Origin of the sequence: Pedobacter sp. (assembly GCF_965249885.1) — a bacterium.
Lineage (GTDB): Bacteria > Bacteroidota > Bacteroidia > Sphingobacteriales > Sphingobacteriaceae > Pedobacter.
Window position 1 is genome coordinate 21,975 of sequence record NZ_OZ252254.1, and the last position, 24,683, is coordinate 46,657.

Genomic DNA, 24,683 nt, shown 5'->3' on the forward strand with positions numbered 1-24,683 from the left:
CGAAATTTATGAAATTTAAACCATATGTAGCTAGTGCTGTACTTTTGTTTACAGTCTTGCTATTAACCAACTGTAAACGATATGCAGATCTATCTGGGCTCACCCCCGATATTAGGACATCAATCGTAAGTGCTACAGCAACTGCTAAAAAGCAGGTGCTGATCATGGCAGACACCTTACATACTATCTCATTTGACGTCGCCCACGATGAGGCATCGGGAAGTGCAGGTAGAGATATCACCCTATCATTTAAATCAGACGCCTCACTGGTACAACAGTATAACATGTATAATGAAACTCAATACCTGCCAATGCCAGCAGGGAGTTATACCCTGCCAAGCTCGGCAACTATCGTGAAGGGAAAACAGCGATCAGAACCATTGAAGGTTAAGATCAAAACAAACGGTGCACTTGAAGCATTCAAACAATATTTGCTCCCAGTAAGTATCGACAAGGTTAGCGAGGGCTTTCTGATCAACCAAAATCAAAAAACAATCTACTTTCTGATTGAAACGCTTAGAGATGGTACTACGTTCAAAGTAATGTCGTACGGAAAAGGTGGGGGGATTTATGACATGGCCTTGGCTGCAGCGATCGTTAAACAATATAACCCGGATCTTCTTTTGGTAAGGGAAATGGATTACCTCACCAACCGTAATGGAAAGGTAGACCAGCCAGCCGTTCTGGCCAACCTGATACAAATGCCACATTATCTTTATTTAACTTCCATCACAAATTTCGATGGTGGAGGACTTTATGGTGCTACACTTTATTCGAAATATCCGATAACAAAAAGTTCCTCGGTTATTTTGCCAACAGGCGATACGAATACAGAAAAAGGTCCTTATGGCGTAATATCAGTTCAAATAGGCGGACAAACGATAGGATTTGCCGGAACGCACCTTAATGCAAATGCCACTAGAAGGGCTGCCCAGCTCCCCGTATTGATTGATGCCCTTAATCAATTTACTGAACCCTTGATTTTAGCGGGTAATTTTAATGAAATGCCACCTGCAAGCAACGTCTATACTGCGCTTTCGGGAGCATCATTTAACTTTCCCTGCACTTCTTGTCCAGCAAATACACCAGTAGCTGTGCCCACTGGCTACTCGGATTTTATAATGTATAAACCCGCTACAAAATTGAGAGTAATGAGTCACACGGTTGGGTCTACGTCAACGAGTGCTCACCTGCCCGTAATCACTGAATTTATGTTGTTCAAGTAGGTCTGAGCGCAAAAAAAAAGGCGACATCTTGATTGAAGCCACTTAAATGGAGAATAATTCCGAAAAACCTATCCTTTAGCAGGGATCAGGATTGCAATTTACTGCCTATTAAAAGGGGTCTTCAACCAAGTGCCGGCCGGTAAATATTTAATTATTTGTGAAATTTAATTCATGTGAGCATGAAGAACTTAATGATTTTTTTTGGGATGATTTTATGGGCGGGAATCGCGTGTAAAAGCAATACGGATGAAATAATATCCACCGAGAAACAAGCCGCTGTATCTGACGGGCCTACCATCAAAGTGATGTCGTACAACATACATCTGGCCAATCCACCCTCACAACCAGCTAGCGTAAGAGATTTGCAGGCTATCGCAAATGTGATCAATGCGCAAAAGCCAGATTTAGTTGCCTTGCAGGAAGTTGATGTCAACACCCAACGTTCGGGAATCAACGTGAACCAGGCTATGGAACTAGCAAAACTTACTAACATGTACTACTTCTACACCAAGGCAATTGATTTTCAGGGCGGGCAGTATGGCGATGCGGTTTTAAGTAGATTTCCAATATTGGAAAGTATAAGACATGAGTTACCAGTTACCCAAACCTTGGGCGGTGAAACAAGGTCTGTAGCCATGGTCAGGGTAGAAAAAGATGGATATCAATTCTTCTTTGCCTCTACACACTTAGATCATTTGGGAGCAGATGATAACAGGATACTTCAAGCACAGTCATTAAATAACATCGTTAAAGGCTTATCTCATCCATTGATCATTGCTGGAGACCTAAATGCAACGCCAACATCTAAACCAATAATTACGCTTCAGCAAGAACTGCAATTTGCCTGCACGAGCTCCTGCCCCTTTACTTTTCCCGCAACCAGCCCAACAAGAACAATCGATTATGTGATGCTACGACCATATAACAAATTTTATATCAAAAATTATCAAACAGTTAACCAGACTTATGCCTCCGATCATCTGCCTATTGTGGCTGAAATAGTGCTTAAATAAAAAAACAAACCCTAAAACAAATGACCATGAAGTTACTAAGTTCAAATACAAACCCAATTTTCAATTGGTTTTTCCATACATTTTGGATGATTTTGCTCATTACCTCCATAGCAGGATGCAAGGTAGAAAGCCCTGTCAGCTCATCGCCTACCGAAATTAATCCGCCGCAAAATAAAACAAAGCCATCAAAAAATGGGACCGCAGTGCTCTCGAGTCCAAACTGGATTGCCATGTTGAACTTGGTTACCAATACCATTGATGTATACGATCCTAACGATACCGATTGGAACGACGCGGGATCAAAATTAATGTCATGGGCTCCCACCACAGGTAGAGGCTACACCAGCGCAGAAGTGAGTGCTTGGGGAGACGTGATGGATGTAAAATTAAGAAATATAGGTGGTGTTGATGTTTGGGTAACCTATGCTGGCGGATTGGTCACCACCGTTACAAAAAGTACCGGTAACAAGCGTTGGGCAAGAATAATAGGCATTCCAATGGCGGCACACTCGGTAGAGCTGCTGCCAAATGGATGTGTAGCAGTAGCAGGTAAGAATGACAACAAGGTTTATTTGTACTCGACCACGACTTCAAATTTCGCCTCCTTTCCACTAGATGTGGCCAGAGCTACCCTGTGGGATCCCACATTAGATCGGTTATGGGTGACCGGGATGATTGGTTCTACCCACGTCATGACCGCTTTAATAGTTGGAGGAACAGCCGCAAGCCCCACCCTTACCGAAGATCTGACAAGAAGAAAAACGCTACCGGGCTGCTGTGGACATGACATATCGCCTGTTTACGGAGACCCCAATAAATTGTTCCTAGCCGAAAACAAGAACTATACCTACGATAAAACCACTAAACTATTTGCTCCTGCACCGGGAGCAGTTAACCAACTTTTACATGTAAAAAGCATTGGAAATATGACTACTGGTGAAATTGTTACCTTACAGACAGATGCTTATATGGTGCCAACTCCTAATCCTACCTGCAGTGGATTTAATGACTGGAGCTCGTGTTGGGCCTACGTTTATTCGAGTTCGGGAGTATTTCTTTACAAGCGCTATGTCTCTGGCAATTGTTTTTATAAGGCTCGCATATGGAACCCAAATTACCAATAAGATGATGAACCGTAAAAATTTTATCAAGCAGGGATCAATACTAGCGGCAGGTATGACCATACTTCCATCAGGAATGCTTTTTGCCAACGTTAAAGAGAAAGTAAAGCTAGGTTATATCGGCGTAGGCCTGCGTGGACGTACGCATATACGGCAGGGATTAAACCGAGCAGATGTTGAAATTGTTGCCATTTGCGATATTCAGGAAAGTTCGTTGAAAATTTGCAGGGAACAATTTGCAAAGGCAGGTAAAAAGCTACCGAAGGAATATACGGGAGGTATCGATGCCTATAAAAAACTCTTAGAAAGAACCGATATTGATGCAGTAATCATTTCAACCCCATGGGAGTTTCATCATTCACAAGCTATTGACGCTATGAAAGCTGGTAAATATGTGGGTTGCGAAGTTATTGCTGGCTTAACATTACAAGACCATTGGGATATTGTGAATGTATCTGAAACAACCGGAATGCCCTATAGCACACTGGAGAATGTATGCTATAGAAGGGATGTATTGGCCATTTTAAATATGGTACGCCAAAACCTGTTCGGCGAACTATTGCATGTTGAAGGGGGTTACCAGCATGATTTACGTTCTGTTTTATTCAATGATGGCAAACAGTTTTTTGGCGGTGGTGTAGAATTCGGTCCGAATGCCATTGCCGAAGCGCAGTGGCGAACTCAATATAACATCAGCCGTCAAGGTGATCTTTACCCCACCCATGGCGCAGGCCCGATCATGAATTATATTGATATCAACAGGGGGAACAGGTTTACCAACTTGGTGTCGTTTTCTTCAAAAGCAAAAGGATTAAGCGCTTACGTTAATGCCTTATCTCCAGGCCACAAAAATTCAAAAATTGATTATAGAAACGGCGATATAGTGACCACCCAAATCAATTGTGCCAATGGCGAAACGGTGCTACTTACCCACGATACCCACCTGCCACGCCCATATAGCATAGGCTTTAGGGTTCAGGGAACAAAAGGCATATGGATGGATGTAGCTCAATCGGTCTATATTGAAAACCAATCGAAAAAGCACGATGAGTGGGATCCGGTAACAGAATGGACTACAAAATATGATCACCCTCTGTGGAAGAAATACGAGAAAGAGGCCGCTGGCGCAGGGCATGGGGGTATGGACTGGTTCGTGTTCGACGGATTTGTGAATGCAGTGAAGAAGAAAATTCAACCACCAATTGATGTCTACGACTCTGTGACCATGAGTGTGATCACTCCCCTTTCCGAGCAATCCATATTAAACCAAAATAGCGTACAGGAATTTCCTGATTTTACTAGGGGGAAATGGCCAAATAGAAAAAACATTTTTGCTCTAGGTTCCGACTAAGAAATAATTTAACATTAAACATATCCAACATGTTTCGAATTCGCCTTTCTATTTTACTTTTATTACTTTTTATACAGGCCAGTTTTTGCCAAAAAAAATATCCGTTCGAGGTCGCTAAGCTTAATGTGATATGGAAATTACAGGACAATCAATACAAAGGTCAACCGAAATCACTTTCAGCCTTCATGCTCACCAATAAAAGTAATCAGGTATTTCCTGCCTCAGGTTGGAGCATTTACTTTCAGAGTATTAAAACGATCGACCTCGGTTCGGTGACTGGAAATGTAAAAATGGAGCATTTGAATGGAACCTTGTATCGAATAACACCGAATTCATCATTTAAGGCGATTGCGGCCAGAGCAAAGATCGATATTTCGTTCGTTACCCATGCTCCAATCATCAATTATACAGATCAGCCGGCGGGGTTGTATCTGATATGGGATCGCGACAAAGATCATTACGATAAAATCACCGATTATGAAGTTGCGCCGATGGAAAATTTAGTTACTTCTATGAATAGTTCTGACCTATTTGACCAGAACGAGATGATCACCAAAGCCCCTGTAAGCAAGATTATACCTACACCTTCGAAGTACGTAGAGTTTAATGGTAATTTCCTATTGACAGGTGATATGTCTATCAGCTATGATCCATCATTTATAAGGGAAGCCAACTATTTGACAGAAGAATTAGCGGTGTTACTGGGCAAAAGATTAAAATTAGTATCAGCAAACACAGGTCAGATCAAGTTGGAACGTACCAACAGCGTTGGCAAAGAAGCCTATCAATTAACGATTACGCAAGAAGGAATTACAATCTCGGCGGCTGATGGCGCAGGAATTTTCTACGGAATTCAATCACTCAAAGCAGTACTGCCAACAGATTCGTGGGCCAAAAAACAAAATTCTTTGACATTTCCCATCATCAATGTTGAAGATCAGCCACGCTTTGGCTATAGAGGATTATTATTAGATGTGGCACGCGGTTTTAAAACGAAAGCCACCGTGCTTAAATTATTGGATTTAATGGCGTTCTATAAGCTCAACGTTTTTCATTTCCATCTGAACGATGATGAAGGTTGGCGCTTGGAAATCCCGTCCCTTCCAGAATTAACGGAGGTTGGTGGAAAACGAGGTCACGCTACTACGGTGGCTTCCATGCTTCCTCCAGCGTTTACATCAGGCCCAGATCCCGCAGACGGTTTAAACTCAGGTTATTATACCAAGCAAGACTTTATCGAAATCTTAAAATATGCACAAGTAAGACATATCCAGGTTATTCCGGAGATTGAAACCCCCGGTCATGCCCGTGCAGCCATAAAAGCTATGGATGTACGCTATGACAGGATGATGAAATTAGGCAAAAAAGACGAAGCATTAAAGTACCTTTTACGCGATCAGCAAGATAGTTCGATCTACTCCTCTGCACAGCGCTTCAATGATAACGTAATGTGCGTTGCGCTCCCTTCGGTATATACCTTTATTGAAAAAGTTGTGGATGATATCCTTGTGATGTATAAGGAAGCAGGCGTGACCGTTTCAACCATTCACTTTGGTGGTGATGAAGTACCAAAAGGAGCTTGGGAAAAATCGCCAATTTCGCAAAATCTAATTGAAAATAATCCTGATCTAAAGGAAACAAACGATTTATGGTACTACTTTTTCAGTAAATTGAACAAAATCGTAAAATCTAAAGGCCTTACTTTATCAGGTTGGGAAGAAGTAGCGATGCGCAACACCACACTCGACGGAAAGAAGAAAATGATCGCAAATCCGCAGTTCGCAAATGAAGGTTTTCAGATAGATGTTTGGAATAATTTTATTGGAGGTGGAATGGAAGACCTCCTCTATCGTTTAGCCAACGCAGGCTATAAAGTGGTGCTATCCTGTGCGAGTAACTTTTATTTCGATTTGGCCTACCATAAATCTTTAGCCGAACCTGGCCATTATTGGGCTGGCTTTTTAGACGTGGATAAGCCTTTTTATTTTATTCCTTTCGATTATTACAAAAATGCGAAAGTGGATTATAAGGGCAACGCTATACCCCCTGGCTTATTTAATGGGAAAGATCGGTTAACCGAGTACGGCAAATCAAACATACTTGGTCTTAAAGGACTGATTTGGACCGAAAAAATACACGACAACGATGTTTTAGAGTACCACCTTTTACCTAAAATGATTGGTCTGGCAGAAAGAGCATGGGCCAAGGACCCTGAATGGGCCGTCGAAAAGGATCCGGTAAAAAGCATGCAACACTATCAGCGAAGCTGGTCTGCATTTGTTCATTCATTAGGAAGCCGAGATTTGCCACGGTTAGATAATTATCTGGGTGGTTTCCATTACCGAATCCCCATGGTTGGCGCCAAGATGAAAGAGAATCGTGTGATCGCCAACATCCAACTGCCTGGACTAAAAATCACTTATACCACAAACAATAGTGAACCAAAGATTACTGATCAGGAATATACGAAACCAATTGCTACTAAAGGAATAATTACACTCAGGGCTTTTGACACTAAAGGCAGAGGAGGTTTGAGTACAAAAATTGAAAACAAGTAATTTAATTCTAAACGGTTAACTCATAAAGTCAGCATTATGGCTAATTTTTCTAATAAAATAAGTTAAATGATAGATCGGAATATATCTGGACGTGGCGATATTTTTTTTAAACAAAATGTTACTGAAAATCAAATTTGGTGTTCAAATGTGAAAAATGGAAGTTTTTATAAACACAAAAGACTAATAATCAGATTATTAGACTTTATTAATTTTCATTTTAGTACCGTCCAAGACGACTATTTTGAACACCTTGAGCGCTTCTGTAGGCTATTAGAACCGATAATTGAAGACTTGGAACGAAAAGGATTCATATAAAATTAGATCGAAAATTTTTCCGTTTTTCATCAAGTATACCTTGAGCAGATTATATTAGAACAAAAAAGTTGGCAGATATGGGAAAAAGTATTATGCGATAATTCCTCGCAAAGTATTTTAAATCTAAATACACAAATATGAGCAAGTCGTATGGCCTGAATTATTAACTATGGTTACTCATATTTCGTTCTACTGGGGTGTTTCGCTAAATGTTGTTGGCTGAAATTCTAAAGACTCATTTAACTGCATCAAAGGGATGAAACTATGCTTTTGCTTCGCAAAAGATACTTCTTACGGGAAAGCCGTTCTAAGTGTAGATCAGGAAAATTGAAATTCAGGATGGAGATTGCAATCGGATGAAAAGCAGAAATGTTAGATAGTTTGGAAGGAATGTTTTGGTTAATTTTACCGAAATCTACAACATATTATTAGAATGATCTAAAGTAATTGGAAATCGTTGCTGAAACTTTTACATACAACTTTTGTTAGTTATCTTTCGGTATCCCAATGATACAAGAAGCAACCCTGTTCCAAATATTGACGATCAAAGGAGCACTATCCAAGACTTCTTGTAAAAGTTCATTAGAAAAATATATAGATTTGTCCGATTTAAGATCAAGGAGTGAAAAAACCTTCTTATCTTTTCTCTTTTGCGCATGTCTTTTTGCACTAAGCAACGGCATCAGGATGTCGAGCCATTTTTGCGAAAAACTGTAATAATCGATATTATATTCCTCTTCAACTATTTTCGGTTCAAACATTTCGGCGACCTTTTGAAGAAGGTTCTTTCGGAAATAATCTTTACCTACATTCTTCAATTGGCGTTCGACCAATAATTTGGCCACCACGATTGCCCGTTTGCGTTTGCTCGGCAACATATTTATCTCATTGCGCAATAATATCTTGATGTAGTGCTTCAGTTTATGATCGACCTCTTCGGACCAATCACTCTCACATCGGTCGACTCTTTTAATTTCCTGACGGAACAACCTGCAGACTTCGCCAAGCTCGCTGGTGACATTTTCTTCACTATCGACAAAATACCATCGGGGTGAAATTGCCTTTGTTCCCTTTGCTGCAATGAAGAGCCATGGCTTCTGTGAAACGCATATGCTTAGTTTCACTTTGATACTAGCATCGACATCTTTATACATCTTATAAGTTTCACGAGCAATCAGGGCATCATCTCCTTCATATAAATCGTGAACGCTGGCAAACGCATCTTTCACGCCAGCCCACACGTGATCTCCATCCCTATTCTCTTCTATGGCCTTAATCATCTGCTCTGGTCGGATAACTTCTTCCAAATGCTGTTCCATAATTTCGTCGGGAATCGAAAAATTTGCTCCTATTAATGTTTCAGTATCAAAAGAAGTCCGGATTAAACGGATATCTGATTTTAGAGCGAACTCTTTGCTATCTAAAGGCCAGTAAATTTTCACCGAATCATGTGGGCTATCCAGACGGTCTATCCGTCCTATCCTTTGCTCAGCTATCCGAAGTACGCTGGGCATATCGAGGAACATCAATGCAGAAGCCTGCTGCAGATTGACTCCCTCCGACATTGAATCGGAACAGAGTGCCAACACGTTCTTGGCCTCTGATCCTAGGTCAAACTTTCTTAGTACCTTGGATACTGACTGCTTAGAGGAAGTACCGGTAATAATATGGTGCTCTATTCCGCTGTCGCTGAAGTTCGTTTTCAATAGATGACCTAAAAAATCCAAAGTAAGTACGGTACTATCAAAAGCGAGCACTAGATCATGTGTTTTGAACAGTTTAATCAGCTGGCTGATCTTTGCCATTTCCCTAGAGTTACTTAGTTTGCCGGAAAGTTCAGCGATGTTCTCGTAAATTAGTATCTCTTCGGCAAGTACTTCATGATACTTGGCCTCATCCGTCAACCATTCTGGACACCACTGTTTCAACTGGTTTTTCGGTATACCACCTTTCATATCCTGTAGCTTCTCCACTACGTTTCCCGACTTGTCCTTGGCAGACTTGAAGCCATAAACCTTTAATGCTTCCTCCGTTCCCAGCACATGTTCAAGCAGTGCCGCCTTTGATGATCTCATTTTAGACTGCACGTTGTATTTTGCAAGCGCCTTGGCCGCCTTCAAGCGAAGTTCAATATACTTAATTTCCTCACCGCTAGAAAGATCATCTGGTTTAATGATGCGCTGCAGATATATCAATCCCCTTAGGTTGCCCGCCAAATGGTTGATCTGTTCAGCAATCTTTCGGTCAGAAGAAGTTTCTCCGGGCTTGTAGGTTTCAGGAGTATTTTCAGGATAGCGGCAAGTTTTTCCCTGACGGTTGACATATTGGTCTGGATCCTGGTCAATCAATTTGTTCAGTTGTGTCTTCGTCCTACGAACAATAAACTTTTCTATGTAAGTCTTCAGTGCCATGAACTGCAAAGAGTTGCTCTTGATATGCTTTTGACGCTTCAGCAATTTGAAATCTTCAAGTTCCTTATCTCCAAGGTTATCCACTCCAAGTAGCTCAATCAGGCGCATAAGGTCTTTCGGCTTTTTGTTGATAGGTGTCGCCGTAGAAAGAATGATATTATCAGAAGTGTGCTCGGCAACACTCAGGCTCCTAAACGAATTAAGATTGAGGAAATTATGTGCTTCATCAACGACTAGGATATTAGCATTCCTTATTTCCTTTAGGTGAGTCGAATGTGCATGCCCCTTTGTATAACTCAACGCCCCCATAGATATCTGTCCGCTCTGCGAGAACGAGATATCGATAAATTCCCTGTACCAACTATCCTTCACCAAAGGAGGACATATAGTGACCGCATACGACTTATTTCTCCTTCCTGTTTCCCATAGCCAGTGATACAGCACCAATTGTAACGTGCTGATCATCTTTGTCTTGCCAGAGCCAGTTGGATCTGCAATCAGCACCCCTCCCTGACTCTGAAGGATATACATTGCCTGACCCAAACCGATACGTTGTGACGGCCATAGTCTAAGACTATTCAGTTTAGCATAAAGCTCAGGGATATCGTTCAACCAGGGCTTATCCAACAGCTCGGCTATAGCTCTGGCCAGAGCTTCCTCCCAAGTGGTAAGTTTCAACAATGTTTTCAATAATGCAATGATATCATCATTGTAGTTCCTGCCCAGAAAATAATAATTTTCAGAAATCTGTTGAATATCCCTATATTGATCCTGCTCTTCTGTATTTTTTGAGTCCTTGCCCACACGTATGTTAGCTTCGTGCTGTTTGGTAGTCCCGTTTTTGCTAAAGTTTGCCGAACCAAGAATTGCATGATTATCCCCAACATAAATCTTTGCGTGAAGGCCATCGGATAGTTTAAATGATAGCTTGCCCTGTTTGATGAGTTCTATCACCTTAATAACTACTCCGCCATTGAGCAGCGAAAAATGCTGTGCAGCCCAATAATCCTTAACATCCTTGTCCAGTTCGGATGTCTTCCAGAACTTGCGGTCTCTCAGTTCAGGCTCAAATCCTAGTACTATTCTGATTTTCTTATTCCCGGAAAGATTTATTTTGCCACCGAACAGCTCGACGATATGTGAAAGAGATGTAAATCCCGTGACGATAAGATAACCGTCACTTTTTAAAATATCTTCCAATACTACTTCAAGTACCGTACGTTTGCCAGCATAATCCTTAATATTAAGTGGGAAACGCATGTTTTCTGGCCAAGTCACTAGTTGCGGCGAGGGGCTGTCAAAATCTATGACCTGCTGTTGAGGAGATGCTACATTTAGTTTCTTTTTCAATATCGAACAGTTAATCTACAATGAAAGTAATGATTATTAATGAATTACATTTCCTAAAGGATTTTCTATGTTATTTTTTATGTCATTTTTTTTGAAAACTAATCTCTAATTATGTTAGAGAAAAAAAGGCTTTCTGAAATTCTAGATGTAATTAAAAATGTACAGTATTAATTCCAATTGTGGATTTACAGGTATGATAAAAGTTCGATTTAAATGTTCAAAGTCTTCCAGCAAGTTCTGTCTGAATCTATAGAAGAGAATTTCACTTTGGTTTGAATACATACAAGTACTCTTCAATAGTCCAAAAATATCTGTTTTGAACTTACTCAATGTTATTCGTCATTGACTATCATCCTTAGTTTGTAGGATACTAAACATGGCTGACTGTTTTCAAAGTGCTATTTTTCTGTAAAATATATCTAGATGCTGGTTTTTAATCTACCTTGCATGAAAACAAAAAATTTAGACTCTGTGACTGGATTGGCTAGATAGTTTAATAGTTTTTGTTAACCGTGCCTCTATATCAGCGTTGCTAAATAAAACTCTTCCAAAATGTTTTAGTTGAATATCCTGATAATCAAAACTATTTTTATGATGAAAGCTATTAATCAGTTTTAATAGGCGTTTAGAGATTTTTAAATTAAATTTTTCCGAATAATAAAATGTATTCACAACGCAAAGACCATAATTTGCGTTTGCAGCTTCCACATAATCTAGTTCTCTATATTTTAAAAATCTCAAAAAATGTTCTGTATAGTGGAATTCTTTAAAGTTGATACAATATATTACCGACGAAAAATTAAAAAATGCAGTATTTGGTATATTCTGTTCAAATTGAAAATTTAGCGTGTTGTAGCCGTGCTGAAAAGCCCAAGTATTTTTCATAAACCAAACATCCATTGGTCCAGATTTAAAAAGAACTTTAAAGCCACCGAAGCTATTCCTCTTGATTTCCCAATCTTTAAGAAGAAATTCTACGTCAATTTGCCTTTCTAAAACGATATCAATATCTCTGTATTCTTTAATACCTAAAAAATAATTTCTAATTAATCCACTAAACAAATAAACATTGGTGTGTTCTTGAATTTCATTCAATGCTTTTTTAACGTCATTCTTGAATAATTTATCAAGATACACGAAAAAAGCCTCTGAAGAAGCGTCTACATTTTGTCTAATATCAATTAATTTTTTGTCCACTTAATTTTTGATATTGATTTAAAGCAAATTGGTCAGTCATACCACTAATATAATCAACAATTATTCTAAGTTTAGAATAAACGCTTAAATCGTCGAATTCTTTTATGTTATTTTCAAGCAAAGCTGCTCTTACAATACTATTTGACAACATCCCTTTAGCTTTCTTCCTGTATTTCTTATCGTCGTGAAATAAGAAACCTGTATAAAAATCCAACAAGCCCGTTAAAACGGAGTGACCTGTCATTTCGAGTGAAAGAATTTCTCTGTTTGGAAGAACATGTCTACTGCAAAACTCTTGAAATCTTTTTGCTAAACCAGCTTTACTATCTAAAATTAACTCTTCATTATATGTCCCATCATATATAGCCTCAATGTTTTTCAAAAAATTATCGGAAGCTAAAGCAACAAGACGTCTAATGATTTCAATTCTAAATTTAACAACTCTTGTTACTTCCAAATCCTCCCCCTCATATTTGGCATCTAGTTTATCAAAAAATTCAGAGAGGTTATCGGTACCACTAAAGAAAGTTCTCAACCCACTGTATTTATACCACTTTTTATTAAAACCATCCTCCATATCCATTACCAAGTAACATATAGAATCTGCCGCTTCCATCAAATAAGCTAAAGGATGACGTATAGCCTCTCCGCCATTAAACAAACCACACTCCATGGACACTTTTTCGAAGTACTCTTTTTCAGACTGAAACACACCTCGTTTGTGTTTACCCAGCGATTTTCCGACATCTCCAGAATTTGGATATTTGGTATATGAAGCTAGTGTTGCATGTGTTAGGTTTAAACCGAATGCATCGTCTAATACTTGTAGTTTTGTTAATATTCTAAACCCCTGTGCATTTCCATCAAACAAAGTAAAATCTTCCATTTCTTCTTTTGAAAGATTGAATTTCTTCTCATCGCCAAGTTTGCTGTCATTCTCAAACAGTTTTTTGAAAAAATCTTTGATAACCGTCTCTCCAAAATGTCCAAATGGGGGATTTCCAATATCGTGAACCAAACATGCACTTTGGAGGATCACAGGTATCATTCTTTCCAATTCGTGCACCTCATAACCAGTTGATAGTACGAATTCTCTATTTTTGAGTATATCGATACCAAGTGAATATCCAATTGCCATGACTTCCATTGAATGGGTTAATCTAGAGTGGATATTATCATCAGCAGTAAGTGGAAAAACTTGAGTTTTATCATGCATTCTTCTCAATGCTGGACTAAACAAAACTCTACCATAATCGCTTTCAAATTCATTTCTTGCATCTGCTTCCCTTGTTGACTTACGCAGTCGCTCTTTGTTCAAAAGTTTATCCCATTTCATCATTTTGCTATTTTATTTTTCCAATGTTCATAAATCATTACCATTGCTAGTGTATCTAACTCGCAGTATTTCAAAAGTGAATTTTGTATAATTTTACGTTCTTCCTCTGCCATTTGAGTGAATTGCATTCTTGCATAAGCGGTCATTGCAGCCCCTCCATCAGCTATTTCAATATCTTCATCTGATATTAAAGTATCCAGAAGATCTTGATCAACATCCTTGAATAAAGGCTCTAGCTTTTTATAAGGATTAATCACCTTTCCTAAATCATCGTAAGTAATCCAAGTCTGATCTGTAAAGTTGAGGCTCTTAATATCTCTGCCGTAAATAGGTTGACTATATTTTTCTTTTAAAAATTCACTAGAATTTAAAATAGCGGGTAAAATATCCTTTATAGAGTTAGAACCATTTGTACTTGGTGAATAATAGTATTTGAGTACCAAGTCTCGCAGATCAACCATGTTTCTTTTACCTTCCCATTTATCTGCTGTACTGCTGCTAGATTTAGTAATCTCTTGAATCCAAAAACATAATTCAACTTTATCGGGCTCATTAGATTCTTGAAGCTGTCGATAAATAGCATTTAAAATAGAGTTTTCATGTGCTGCATACCTAAAAATAGTTCCATCATCTAAACTTAACTCCGCTTTTAGCGCTCTTACAAAATCGAAATTTGGGAAGACACCAACTCTTTGGTCTAGCCATTCTCCTTTGTGTTCAACTGTGCCATCCTCATAAACGATATGGTGTGAGAATTGGAAAGCGGTTTGTTCATAGGGCTTTCTCCCTTTATTAAATGGAATTGCAACAGCGGATGTTTCAAAATCGATAAAATGTAAGGGGTATGTAAAACCTTTGAAAACATTAGCTAAACCATCTGTATCTAAATAATCTCCAAAATCTCCATCTCTTGACTTTGTAATCTGTAAAATTTGTCTATCTAATCTACTTAGACCCATGTTTTCTTTTGTAGTACTTGTTTTTGGTATTAAATCTACATCCAATAAATCATTTTGAAAATATCTACCTTCACTAAAAAATTTATCTTTTGTTCTTAAATCCCAAATATTTAAAATAGACGGTTTAGCAAAATCCGCATCAATGAATCCAACTTCTCGTTTCCAACATTCATTAAAACCACTACGCTGTCCATCTTCTATATTGAGTAATTTGAATTCACAGTCTCTACAAGAAGCTTTGACACTACTTCTTATCAATTTATCTTGGTTATAATTTTCAGCATAAAAATTTATCCACTCAATAAAGCTTTTATCAGGATTATCGGAAAATGGTGCATCCTGCAAAAGTGGGTCAACGATATGATCTACAGCCACCACGCACAAAATCTTATCTCCTAAAGAAGAAGCAGATATGTCACCTAAGACATCTACTTTAGTTCTACCATGGGTATCTGTGCTTAGAAAAAATTTTTGATTTAGACCGTCTACGGAAGCTTTAGCGCTTTTGTCAGCTAAAATTAAATAAGCTTCTACAGAAAACTCTGGAAATGATTTTTGAACTACATACTTTTGAAAAGCAGTATCATACAGATATGGTTTCCATTTTGTCTCTATAGCTTCTTTCTTAGTCAGGAAAGAAGGATTGCTTCCATCGATAGATTTCGCCTTTACCTCGTATAAAAATATCTTATTTCCCTTCTTGACAACAACATCTGCTCTTATAAATAAATTTTGATACAAGAATGCTGCTTCATAAATTGTTACATGATCGGACTTTAAAAGTTCATTAGTTTTGGCTAGGGAGATTTCGTAATCTAAATCATCAATATCATGACCTTCAGGAAAATAGCATTTTGCTAATTCTCCAACCTGAAAACCACCATTTGCCAATGCCTTTAAAAATGCATTATCTATTTTTTGATCTGGATATTCTTTCTTCTTAGTGTAAAAAAGTTTTGTTGGACATTCAAGCGCAAGTTTAAAGCGACTTTTAGTTAAATACCTAGGAGAAGCATCGTTTCCCATTATGTCAAATTTTGAGCGTTAATAAAAATTTCTTTTGTTCTAATTTAAGCTGTCGACAGCATATTTTTATTTAAAAGACTGTAATATAGAAATATATAGTCAATAGTGAATTAAACTTTAAATATATCTGGCAAGTTATTATTTAAGAGCTCAGTTTTAAAATCCCTGATATTACTTAAAATACTTTCTTCGTCACAGAAACTTTCTAATAAATAAGATTTTTAAAAAAACACTTTATTATCACCATCACTTTTTTCAACATAGATTGGGCTTTCTTTAGCCTTTAAGGTGGATATGTTATAGAAGTATGCATCGCCAGCATTTTCATCTTCATTTTTCCATCTATTTTTACCTATTATAAATAGTAGTCTTGTCGAGGCGATATCAACAGGACCGAAATCTGTAACATTAGTAGCCTCAACCATCTCGTCAAATGGCCCAGTATCAGACTGAATTTGGATTGCAAATTGATAACTATCATCACCTATTATTTTTGCTCCACAATAAAATTCATACATATACATATTAAGCCAATCCCATGCCCACAGATCTAAATTTAGATTTCTTCCATTTCTAGGGGTATTTTCACTGTATAAAGACCACCCTGATTGAACTCTCATTCCTAAAGCGTCTGTTAAATATTTTACAGTATCCAATACCCTGCGCTGGTAAAAATATAACAACCGATAGGCTTTCCTTACCTCGATGAAAGCTAAGCTTAATTCTTGTTGAATTGCGTTATTCATAAAATCTTTATTAATTCTGGATAATTTTCAATTACAATGTTTGGTAAATGTTGGCATTTGAAAAAAGATGGCACGTTTGTTTTGATTGACTCGTAGTTTTGTTCATTCAATGTTATATTCAATGGCATAGTGTCAAACAACAAACCGGTTTGGAATCCGTGTATCCTAAAACTAAGTACCAAGTCATTGTAGATATGAAGAAAGCAATTTGTTTCAGGTTTAATACTTTTCTTCTTAACGTTTACAGTATCTAGTAATCTTCGCCATTTAAGCTTTAATACCGGAACCGAATTTTTATTGAATGTTATTATCTCTGTTTTTAAATTCTCCGCATTACCTCCTATAGCAAGTAATGCTAACCTTTTATTTCTTTCGCCAAATTCTGAATAATAACTTTCTATCTCTATCTGCCATTGAAGATTAAATTGTTGCTGATAATCCCACCTCTTAGCTTCTATTATAAGGTCAAATGTATCAAATTCAACAAAAACATCTGGTTCGCAATAGCTATTGTTGCTATTCCACCTTGGCCAGAATGTTATTGAGCTAAGCTTGTTTGGAATTTCAAATTCACCCATTTCAAAATTCATCATCGAATCGGTTAGAATAGCCCAAAATTCGCTAGCTGGCAAATATGAAAGTAGGCTAAATATACTTGAAGTAAATGAATCCTCGGAACTCTTAAACAAATTACGCCAATCAATCTGTTCTCCAGAATCATCCTTTAAGTTGCGACCAACCTTACTTTTATCTACTAAATGGAGCATTGAATTGAAATTTTTATTTTAGGTTTTCTGACTATTGAACTTAACATTGTTTTACTGTCATTTTTACTGAAATTTTCTGCTTTGGTTTTATACTTAGCTTGATTAATATTCCAATCCTTCTTTTCTTGATAAATAATTTTGTAAAATATTATGCCACAATAGATTTCTTCATCACAATTCAATTTATTTAATTCAGAAAACTTAAAATTATTAGCGTAACGACTATTATTATGTGTACTGTTGTCATACAGACAATTTGTCAAACAGAAATCAAGTCCCAACAATCTGCTGACATAAAAACACTTACAACAATCTCTTTATCTTGCTTTGATAACCTAAATTAAACAGCAAATAACCAATTGGTCGTTGCAAACAAATATAAAAATCCAATAGGATGATTGTTTATGGGAAACCGTAAACTCATTTAAAATCCAATCATTTCCTTCAATTAGGCATTCATTAAAAATTTATATATGAATGCAGTATGTTATCTAAGATTGAGTACTAAAGATCAATCTAAATCATTGGAGTATCAGGAGACCATTGTTCGTGATTATTGTAAACGAAATAAACTGAAAATTCTGGAAGTCTTTAGAGATAATGGAGAAAGTAGCTATACCTTTAAAAGAAATAGTTATTTGGCTCTAGAGGACTTCATTAAAAAACATAGGAGAAAATGTCAATATCTTGTGGTACTCGATCACGACCGCTTTAGCAGAAACCTACCTGAAGCATTAATCAAAATTGCTGAACTAGAAAGAAAGTATGATGTCAAGGTCATCTCGACCAATGAGCCAATTAATCTCGACACATCCGACTCGGATGTCTTTATGAAACGGGCTTTTGAATATTTGATAGCACATAGAGAGCTTCTTACCATAAAGAACAGAACTAGATTAGGGATCTTAAACGCGAAAGAAAAAGGTAGGTTTTTAGGTAAAGCGCCTTTTGGGTATAGTAACATCAAAAAATCTAAGGATGATCATACGATTGAAATCAATCAATCGCAATCTTTCATCGTCAAAAAGATCTTCTATGACTATGAAATTGGCATCCCTCAGCACCTGATTCAAAAAGAGGTACTAGCCCTTGGATTCAAAAATAGAGGGAACAGTTCAATCAATGATATCCTAAGAAACTGTGTATATGCAGGATTAATAAAAATCAATGCTTCCAAGAATTCACCAGAAAAACATGTAAAGGCTCTTCATGAGCCAATAATACAAGAAGAAGATTTTTGGCGTGTACAGAAGCTATTGGATAGTAGGAGCAGACAACAGACAAGAGCACATGAAGAATTTCCGTTAAGAGGGGTTATAAAATGCCCATGTGGACACAATCTTACAGCAGGATGGACGAAAGGGAGCAGAAAATATTATCTCTATTATAAGTGCGTGAATCACCCAGGCACTAATATTCCCGGTAATACAATGCACCAAAAATTTGAGGAGCTACTAAAGAAAATCACTTTTCAAAAATATCAGGTTGAGTTATTGAACAATTCTCTCTCAAAAATATCGAGTAGATTATTGAAGGAACGACAGAACATTCATAGTGAAAAAACAAGGTTAGTGAGGATCTTGAACGAAAAAATACTACGCTTGGAACAAAAATTCATAACCGATCAGATTTCTATTTCCGTCTACCATAAATGGAAAGAAGTGTTTAAATCGGAAAGAGATCAGATTGAAAACAGGCTTCAAAAATCGGCAGTGAACAAAGCAGATATTGAAAAAACGTTGAAGAAGTTTAGTTCCGGTAGATTCAATCTTTACAGAATATATACGAGATCAGAAGTATTACAAAAACAAACTTTGATCAGAATAATATTCAACGATGGTCTTACGTGGGACAGAGACTTATTTACTTCGTGCCACTTTAACAGTTTGCTGCAATTTAATCTTCAAAAAAAGAGTTTAAAACACCTATTGCTGATAAAACCACCACATAATGTAGCGAGCAATCCAAACCAGATCGAAATGAGAAGAGCACTAAGAAAGTCAACACGGGAAGAGGCGGATATCAGTTTCAAGCAAATGAAAAGCTCATTGAATCGATAACCCAAATTATAGCTGAAATTTTAAAATCCAGTTCCAAAACCGTAAAAAGTGTTCAAAGGTAATCTGCTCAAGATATCGCCAAATCGAGTGGTTCTACATTAAAAACAATTCAAATCTTAATTGATTGTTAATCAAAATGATATAAAAACCAACGCCTAAAATGCTTAAAAAATCGACATTTTCAAGGATTTGTAAATCAAAATATTAGGAAACCCAATAAGTAATTAAATTGGTAGGATTGGTTTGAAAAAGATGGCTTTATAAAACATAAATAGCTAACAATCAGATTGTTAGCTATTAAAAACTGTACCCCCAACAGGATTCGAACCTGTGACCTACGGTTTAGAAAACCGGTGCTCATGCGGGCAGAATAGCATTTAAAGCCGCATTTTAAGGTTTGGCGGTTGGTAGCGCGCCAACAGAGCGCCAAATGCACACTGACTTAAAGATTAAACTACCAAAGAACGAAGACGGAAGAGCTTACATTGAATTCTATTTTAATGGCAAAAGAATCAGAGAATACACAGGAAGAAGTATTGGATTGCCGATAGAACCTAACAAAGCCAAAAGCAACGAACAAAGGCTAGAGCTATTAATGGAGCTGAAATCTGCATTAAGTATCCATATCAAACAGGGCAAATATCCGTTAGAACCCGAAAAACTACCTAGAGTTGCTGAAGCTGTTAAGGAGTTTGGCTACCCAGTTGAAGAAAGCCTATTACGTGCAATTGTCAATAAAGAAAAACTAAAGTTAAGTAAAAGGTACATGAGCGACCTGAAGGAAATACAGCTTCAGTTCACTAGCTTTCTAAATGAAAACGAAAAGCGCTTACCTTTTAAAGATTTAAGGTTAGAACGGATAGAGGAATTTCTAACTAAGTTTTCATCTTCATCCACATACTACATGAAAAAGCGAAGTGATCTATCAATCTTATTGACTACTGCTGCAAAGATCAACAATTGCAGGAGCATCGCTAGAGATACACAAACCATGAAAGGAAAAGCGACCCTACATAAAGCATATGAAAAATCGGCAATGCGCAAACTTCTATCCTATCTTAAAACAAGGGATAAACAACTGCATTTGTGTTGCCTATTCACTTACGGATGTTGGTTAAGACCACATGTCGAAGTGTTATCACTTAGAAAAGGGCAATTTAAATCCGATTATACCGAAATCCATTTATCCGGAGGAGAGAATAAAAGTGGAAAAGTTAGAGTCGTCTATGTTCCGGAATATATAAGAACAATTATAAAACCGCTAGCAGATGACTTGAGTGATAATGAAAACATATTCAGTGGATCCTCTGCTAACCTAAATCGTTTCTTCTTTACAACAAAATGGAAACGTCTGCGAGCTGAACTATTGCTTAAAAATCTCTTAGAACCAGACCAAACTATATACTCGTTTCGTCACACAGCAGCAGTAGAGGTCTATAAAAAAACTAAAGATATATATCTGTTGCAACGACTAATGGGGCATAGTTCAATTACCGTTACGCAAAAGTATTTGAGAAGTTTAGGCCAGTTTGACATTCAGGAGTTAATGAACCACAGTCCTACACTCTAAGCAAATTGATATCTTTATGGCGGAGTGGTGTAAATTGCTTCGCCAATATAACATGAAAGTAGGTAAGCAAAATAGAGAAATCTTTCTAGAGTTTTTAACGGAACTGTTGAAAGAGCCAATACCTTCGAGGATAAAACCTAAAGGAGAAATCATTAAAGAACAGACCAAAGTCATCGAAGACGCAATTGAGCGGTTTAATGGAGGCAAGCTAAAAAGAAGGTATAAAAAGAAATATCGTGACAATGCAAAAGACTTCTATTTTGGTATGTATAGTTTGTTTACTGCTAACAAGCATATAGAAAAAGTTAGCTCGCTAAAAATAGGATTGATAGGTGCTGATGGTTACGAAAAAAATATAACATTACCCCTATCGGATACCGCAGGAGATTTCAACAAAGACTTATTTGAGTTTATGTGTGGCTATTATCAAAAAAAACCTGTCGAGCACTACATTAATGGTCTATGTCCAAATATTGATAGCGATTACATAGCTTATGGCTACCAGCATATGCGTAAACGATTTAATATATCTAATGATTACATATTGACAATCATTCCCAAAATTGAATTACCACTATTTATACTATCGCAAATTAAAAAGTTTGAACAATTTAGTAAGTCGCAGCGTACTAATTCTGTATTAACAAATGCACAAGGAAGATTTATAGTTAAGCTTATGCATCTAATGGGCTTAACTCACCTTCTCCCCAATAGCAAGAGTTCATTACCTAGGTATGAACTGCCACAAGCCATTCAAATAAATACTATCCAATTAAAAGACGTTGAGGTTAACAAATACATTAAAAATTTACATAATGCAATATCGTCTTACAACAAGGCAATCAGTAAGTTAGATAACTATCTTATAACTGGCTAAAAACAAGCCTAAAAATAGGCATATCTGTTAGCCGTTACACACATTCTCTGCATCCGGTTATTACTACCTTCGATTATCAATTGATGAAATAACCTCTGGTTAGGTACCAACCAGAAATTTTTAAACATATTATTAATCGTAAAATCAAAGATGAAAAAATCCTATACAGACTTGCTAAACAAGTCTAAAGAAGGAAATGAGCCACAAGGTAGCGGCTTATTCACAAATAATGGTGGCGAAGGTATATTCTCACATCAAGAGCTAATTAGTCATATGGACAATGTAGATGCGTGGCAGAATAAACATCTTGAAGCAATGTTTCAAAACATGTCAAAAGGCTCGCTTTTAATTAGTGAACCGACGCACGTTACAGAAAACGGTGTTGAGAGTACATGGCTAAAATTCAAGACAGGCAGGGTTATCCACAAGCCATTGAGAATAATACATTTCTCAAATATTAAACAGTTAATTGATGATTATGCCGCTGGCAAAATCAAAATAACTGAGAACTTGGAACAACTTTACAATGAAGCTCTAGAGAGCTAAACAATCCTTTGGGTGGGCATTCAGCCCACCCTTTTTCACATTTACAGTAGAATTAATAATTGACGAAGTACATATAAACATTCGTTTGGGAATTCTATTGGCAAATTAATTCATGATGAACAAAAAAATAATAAGGCTGGCATACGGCAAATACATAAATAGTGTACTTGGTAACATTGCAGGCAATAAAATATATTTTAAAATTACTGATTGCGGGTTTACCACACTTGAAATAAAACTAGAAAGACATAGTATAATTATTGAGCCTAATAAACCAGTAATACAAGATAAATGCAATGAGCTCAATTCTGGAAAGCGAAAACCGTCAATTAGAAGTGTAGTTGAAGGTGTTAGGGTAGACGATATAGTAGAATATCTTCAATCAGATGTAGAATACAAAAAAATAATGACTACACCTGAAAGCTTTACGAAAGTTGTGCAGGCTTTCGAGCAGCTAGGCATTTTAGATGAAATGTACCGATTCTATTTTATGCTTTTTGATGAGTGTGAGAAGACGGTGCAGGATATCGACTACAGAAAAAGCATAATTCTGCCAATAAACCACTTTTTTAAATTTAAGAATAAAGCGTTCGTTTCTGCTACTCCGATTCCTCCCTCAGATCCTAGATTTAAAGAACAGGGATTTAAAGATGTTGTAATCAAGGAAATAGGAGCGCCTAAACAGGATATTACCGTCAAAACAACAAACAATGTTTTTCTTACTTTTCATAAATACCTTTTAGAAAGTAAAGACAAGCAATATTTTATATTCTTAAATTCAACGCACTCAATCTCAGCTCTAATTGAATTTTTGGATATTAAGAGTGAAAGCCTAATATTCTGCTCTGAGGATAGTAAAGGGAAGCTTAAATTGAATGGTTATACAAATGTTAAAACGCTTATGGTGAAAAAGGACAAGTTTATGAAATTCAACTTTTTTACCAGCCGCTTCAATTCTGCGGTGGATATTAAAGGTATAATAAATCCGCACATTATCATAATCACTGATTGTTTTATGGCAGAACACACCAAAGTCGATCCTTCAACGGAAGTTGTGCAGATTAAAGGAAGGTTCAGAAGACCCCCAAATGGAACTATAAGTAGAAAACTTACGCATATTACCAATCTTAATCCAGAGCTAATCGTATCAGACGAAACTACAATAAGAGAAGATATCCAGAGATTGAAGGTGGTTTACGATGCTCTAAATACCTATAGAAATTCAGTGACAACATTTGCAGCTCGACAAGTTGTAGATGATATGCTCGACAAAAGCTTGTTTTCTAGCTACGTTGACAGAACTAGTGGTGCCGTAAACCATTTTGCTATCGATAACGCTGTATTTCAAAACAATGTTAATAGTTGCTATATTTCTAGAGAAAGCCTTTTAGCAGCATACAAGAGTAATAAGTTGTTTAACATCCTAAAAGATAGTGAAAACCTGCATTTTATCTTGAATGACAGTGACAAGGCAAAAATAGACGACTGCAAAAGAAAGCTGAAGCCATCTTTGGAGCTTTTAATGCCAATATTAAGAAAACTTTACAATAGAGGTATTGAAGAGGAAGAGGTTGCCGTAGAATTACAATCAATTAAAAAAGAGCACCCTAAGGCACTTGAAATATTTAATAAAGTAGGATTTGATAGAGCAAAAGAATTGGGATTTAAATACGGATTGATCTTAAATGAACTTAAACAAATAGAAGAAGATAGTGAAGCGAAGAATTTCGAATTTATTAGATTTGTTTATAGTAAGTTCAACATTGGTGAAACTTATACCGCCGCACGATTAAAGAAAATATTACAGGAAGGAATCGATAAATTCAAACTTTTTAAGCTAAAACCTTCCATAGAGTTATTACGGAATTATTTCGAGGTTTCCGACTATTCATGTAGAAGAGATGCAACAGGTAAAAAACATTGTGGTTACAGACCACTGCGTAAGTTGTTCAATGCATAAAACCCTATTTTACGTGTTTACTAATACCCCCCTTTGAAAAACAGGGATTTGGCAGTTATATAACAAAGAAATGCGGTTAACTTCATTTGCGGTAAAAAGGGTTATTCAATTATTGAAAGAATGCTTTAAAGTGCAATCTCCTGTATAATAAACATGTATTGATGAGAGGGAATAATGTTCCCTCTCCTTCATTTATAAGGTACTATGCCTTAAAAACCACCCCCTCCCCAAATCAATTTAAGCGTTTCACCTATTAAACGAGACACATACAAGGGTATTTTCAACATTTAACGA

Annotated in this window: 16 protein-coding genes; 10 read left to right on the plus strand and 6 right to left on the minus strand. The window is 37.0% G+C overall.

The window, feature by feature from the left end; translation table 11 throughout:
- The first annotated feature begins 8 nt into the window (after window positions 1–8).
- The 5 genes from ACY2A0_RS00070 to ACY2A0_RS00090 all read left to right on the plus strand — a co-directional run bounded on the left by ACY2A0_RS00070 (window position 9) and on the right by ACY2A0_RS00090 (window position 7,269).
- Window positions 9–1,226, plus strand: coding sequence for a BT_3987 domain-containing protein (locus tag ACY2A0_RS00070; RefSeq protein ID WP_461787626.1), 1,218 nt, complete (start codon window positions 9–11; stop codon window positions 1,224–1,226).
- A gap of 179 nt (window positions 1,227–1,405) precedes the next feature.
- Complete coding sequence (locus tag ACY2A0_RS00075) at window positions 1,406–2,239, plus strand: endonuclease/exonuclease/phosphatase family protein (RefSeq protein WP_461787627.1); 834 nt, start codon at window positions 1,406–1,408, stop codon at window positions 2,237–2,239.
- A 26-nt stretch (window positions 2,240–2,265) separates the two neighbouring features.
- Window positions 2,266–3,363, plus strand: a complete 1,098-nt coding sequence (locus ACY2A0_RS00080; protein WP_461787628.1) for a DUF6528 family protein — start codon at window positions 2,266–2,268, stop codon at window positions 3,361–3,363.
- A 4-nt stretch (window positions 3,364–3,367) separates the two neighbouring features.
- On the plus strand, window positions 3,368–4,711 hold the full coding sequence (locus tag ACY2A0_RS00085) for a Gfo/Idh/MocA family protein (RefSeq protein WP_461791021.1): 1,344 nt from the start codon (window positions 3,368–3,370) through the stop codon (window positions 4,709–4,711).
- A gap of 29 nt (window positions 4,712–4,740) precedes the next feature.
- Complete coding sequence (locus ACY2A0_RS00090; RefSeq protein ID WP_461787629.1) at window positions 4,741–7,269, plus strand: family 20 glycosylhydrolase; 2,529 nt, start codon at window positions 4,741–4,743, stop codon at window positions 7,267–7,269.
- Between the two features lie 800 nt (window positions 7,270–8,069).
- On the opposite strand, the gene ACY2A0_RS00095 is transcribed toward ACY2A0_RS00090, so the two are convergent.
- From ACY2A0_RS00095 to ACY2A0_RS00120, 6 genes are all read right to left on the minus strand, one after another.
- Entirely contained in the window at window positions 8,070–11,345 is a 3,276-nt protein-coding gene (locus tag ACY2A0_RS00095) for an SNF2-related protein (RefSeq protein ID WP_461787630.1), read from the minus strand.
- A 462-nt stretch (window positions 11,346–11,807) separates the two neighbouring features.
- Window positions 11,808–12,542 carry a hypothetical protein gene (locus ACY2A0_RS00100; RefSeq protein WP_461791171.1) on the minus strand — a complete coding sequence of 245 codons (735 nt, stop codon included), beginning with the start codon at window positions 12,540–12,542 and terminating at the stop codon, window positions 11,808–11,810.
- Complete coding sequence (dgt, locus tag ACY2A0_RS00105; RefSeq protein ID WP_461791172.1) at window positions 12,523–13,881, minus strand: dGTP triphosphohydrolase; 1,359 nt, start codon at window positions 13,879–13,881, stop codon at window positions 12,523–12,525. The genes ACY2A0_RS00100 and dgt overlap by 20 nt, the downstream gene beginning before the upstream one ends.
- Window positions 13,878–15,863 carry a DUF2779 domain-containing protein gene (locus ACY2A0_RS00110; RefSeq protein WP_461791173.1) on the minus strand — a complete coding sequence of 662 codons (1,986 nt, stop codon included), beginning with the start codon at window positions 15,861–15,863 and terminating at the stop codon, window positions 13,878–13,880. Before ACY2A0_RS00110 ends, dgt begins: the two co-directional genes overlap by 4 nt.
- A 221-nt stretch (window positions 15,864–16,084) precedes the next feature.
- Window positions 16,085–16,609 carry a hypothetical protein gene (locus ACY2A0_RS00115; RefSeq protein WP_461791174.1) on the minus strand — a complete coding sequence of 175 codons (525 nt, stop codon included), beginning with the start codon at window positions 16,607–16,609 and terminating at the stop codon, window positions 16,085–16,087.
- Window positions 16,606–17,376: a hypothetical protein gene (locus tag ACY2A0_RS00120; RefSeq protein ID WP_461791175.1), complete on the minus strand. Its 771-nt coding sequence runs from the start codon at window positions 17,374–17,376 to the stop codon at window positions 16,606–16,608. The genes ACY2A0_RS00115 and ACY2A0_RS00120 overlap by 4 nt, the downstream gene beginning before the upstream one ends.
- 473 nt (window positions 17,377–17,849) lie before the next feature.
- On the opposite strand from ACY2A0_RS00120, the gene ACY2A0_RS00125 reads away from it, so the two are divergent.
- The 5 genes from ACY2A0_RS00125 (at window position 17,850) to ACY2A0_RS00145 (ending at window position 24,389) form a co-directional block, all read left to right on the plus strand.
- Window positions 17,850–19,436, plus strand: coding sequence for a recombinase family protein (locus ACY2A0_RS00125; RefSeq protein WP_461791176.1), 1,587 nt, complete (start codon window positions 17,850–17,852; stop codon window positions 19,434–19,436).
- Between the two features lie 430 nt (window positions 19,437–19,866).
- On the plus strand, window positions 19,867–21,006 hold the full coding sequence (locus ACY2A0_RS00130) for a tyrosine-type recombinase/integrase (RefSeq protein WP_461791177.1): 1,140 nt from the start codon (window positions 19,867–19,869) through the stop codon (window positions 21,004–21,006).
- A gap of 52 nt (window positions 21,007–21,058) precedes the next feature.
- Window positions 21,059–21,883 carry a hypothetical protein gene (locus tag ACY2A0_RS00135; protein WP_461791178.1) on the plus strand — a complete coding sequence of 275 codons (825 nt, stop codon included), beginning with the start codon at window positions 21,059–21,061 and terminating at the stop codon, window positions 21,881–21,883.
- A 150-nt stretch (window positions 21,884–22,033) separates the two neighbouring features.
- Window positions 22,034–22,429, plus strand: a complete 396-nt coding sequence (locus ACY2A0_RS00140; protein WP_461791179.1) for a hypothetical protein — start codon at window positions 22,034–22,036, stop codon at window positions 22,427–22,429.
- A gap of 112 nt (window positions 22,430–22,541) precedes the next feature.
- Window positions 22,542–24,389 (plus strand): hypothetical protein, encoded by a 1,848-nt coding sequence (locus tag ACY2A0_RS00145; RefSeq protein ID WP_461791180.1) that lies wholly within the window; start codon window positions 22,542–22,544, stop codon window positions 24,387–24,389.
- The last annotated feature ends 294 nt before the right edge of the window (window positions 24,390–24,683 follow it).

Bases quoted from the DNA above. Each gene is read 5' to 3' on its own strand.
- ACY2A0_RS00140 (WP_461791179.1), top strand. From the start codon at position 22,034: ATGAAAAAATCCTATACAGACTTGCTAAACAAGTCTAAAGAAGGAAAT.
- ACY2A0_RS00070 (WP_461787626.1), top strand. From the start codon at position 9: ATGAAATTTAAACCATATGTAGCTAGTGCTGTACTTTTGTTTACAGTC.
- ACY2A0_RS00125 (WP_461791176.1), top strand. From the start codon at position 17,850: ATGAATGCAGTATGTTATCTAAGATTGAGTACTAAAGATCAATCTAAA.
- ACY2A0_RS00085 (WP_461791021.1), top strand. From the start codon at position 3,368: ATGAACCGTAAAAATTTTATCAAGCAGGGATCAATACTAGCGGCAGGT.
- ACY2A0_RS00135 (WP_461791178.1), top strand. From the start codon at position 21,059: ATGAAAGTAGGTAAGCAAAATAGAGAAATCTTTCTAGAGTTTTTAACG.
- ACY2A0_RS00075 (WP_461787627.1), top strand. From the start codon at position 1,406: ATGAAGAACTTAATGATTTTTTTTGGGATGATTTTATGGGCGGGAATC.
- ACY2A0_RS00145 (WP_461791180.1), top strand. From the start codon at position 22,542: ATGATGAACAAAAAAATAATAAGGCTGGCATACGGCAAATACATAAAT.
- ACY2A0_RS00120 (WP_461791175.1), bottom strand. From the start codon at position 17,376: ATGCTCCATTTAGTAGATAAAAGTAAGGTTGGTCGCAACTTAAAGGAT.
- ACY2A0_RS00130 (WP_461791177.1), top strand. From the start codon at position 19,867: ATGCACACTGACTTAAAGATTAAACTACCAAAGAACGAAGACGGAAGA.
- ACY2A0_RS00080 (WP_461787628.1), top strand. From the start codon at position 2,266: ATGAAGTTACTAAGTTCAAATACAAACCCAATTTTCAATTGGTTTTTC.
- ACY2A0_RS00115 (WP_461791174.1), bottom strand. From the start codon at position 16,609: ATGAATAACGCAATTCAACAAGAATTAAGCTTAGCTTTCATCGAGGTA.
- ACY2A0_RS00110 (WP_461791173.1), bottom strand. From the start codon at position 15,863: ATGGGAAACGATGCTTCTCCTAGGTATTTAACTAAAAGTCGCTTTAAA.
- ACY2A0_RS00090 (WP_461787629.1), top strand. From the start codon at position 4,741: ATGTTTCGAATTCGCCTTTCTATTTTACTTTTATTACTTTTTATACAG.
- dgt (WP_461791172.1), bottom strand. From the start codon at position 13,881: ATGATGAAATGGGATAAACTTTTGAACAAAGAGCGACTGCGTAAGTCA.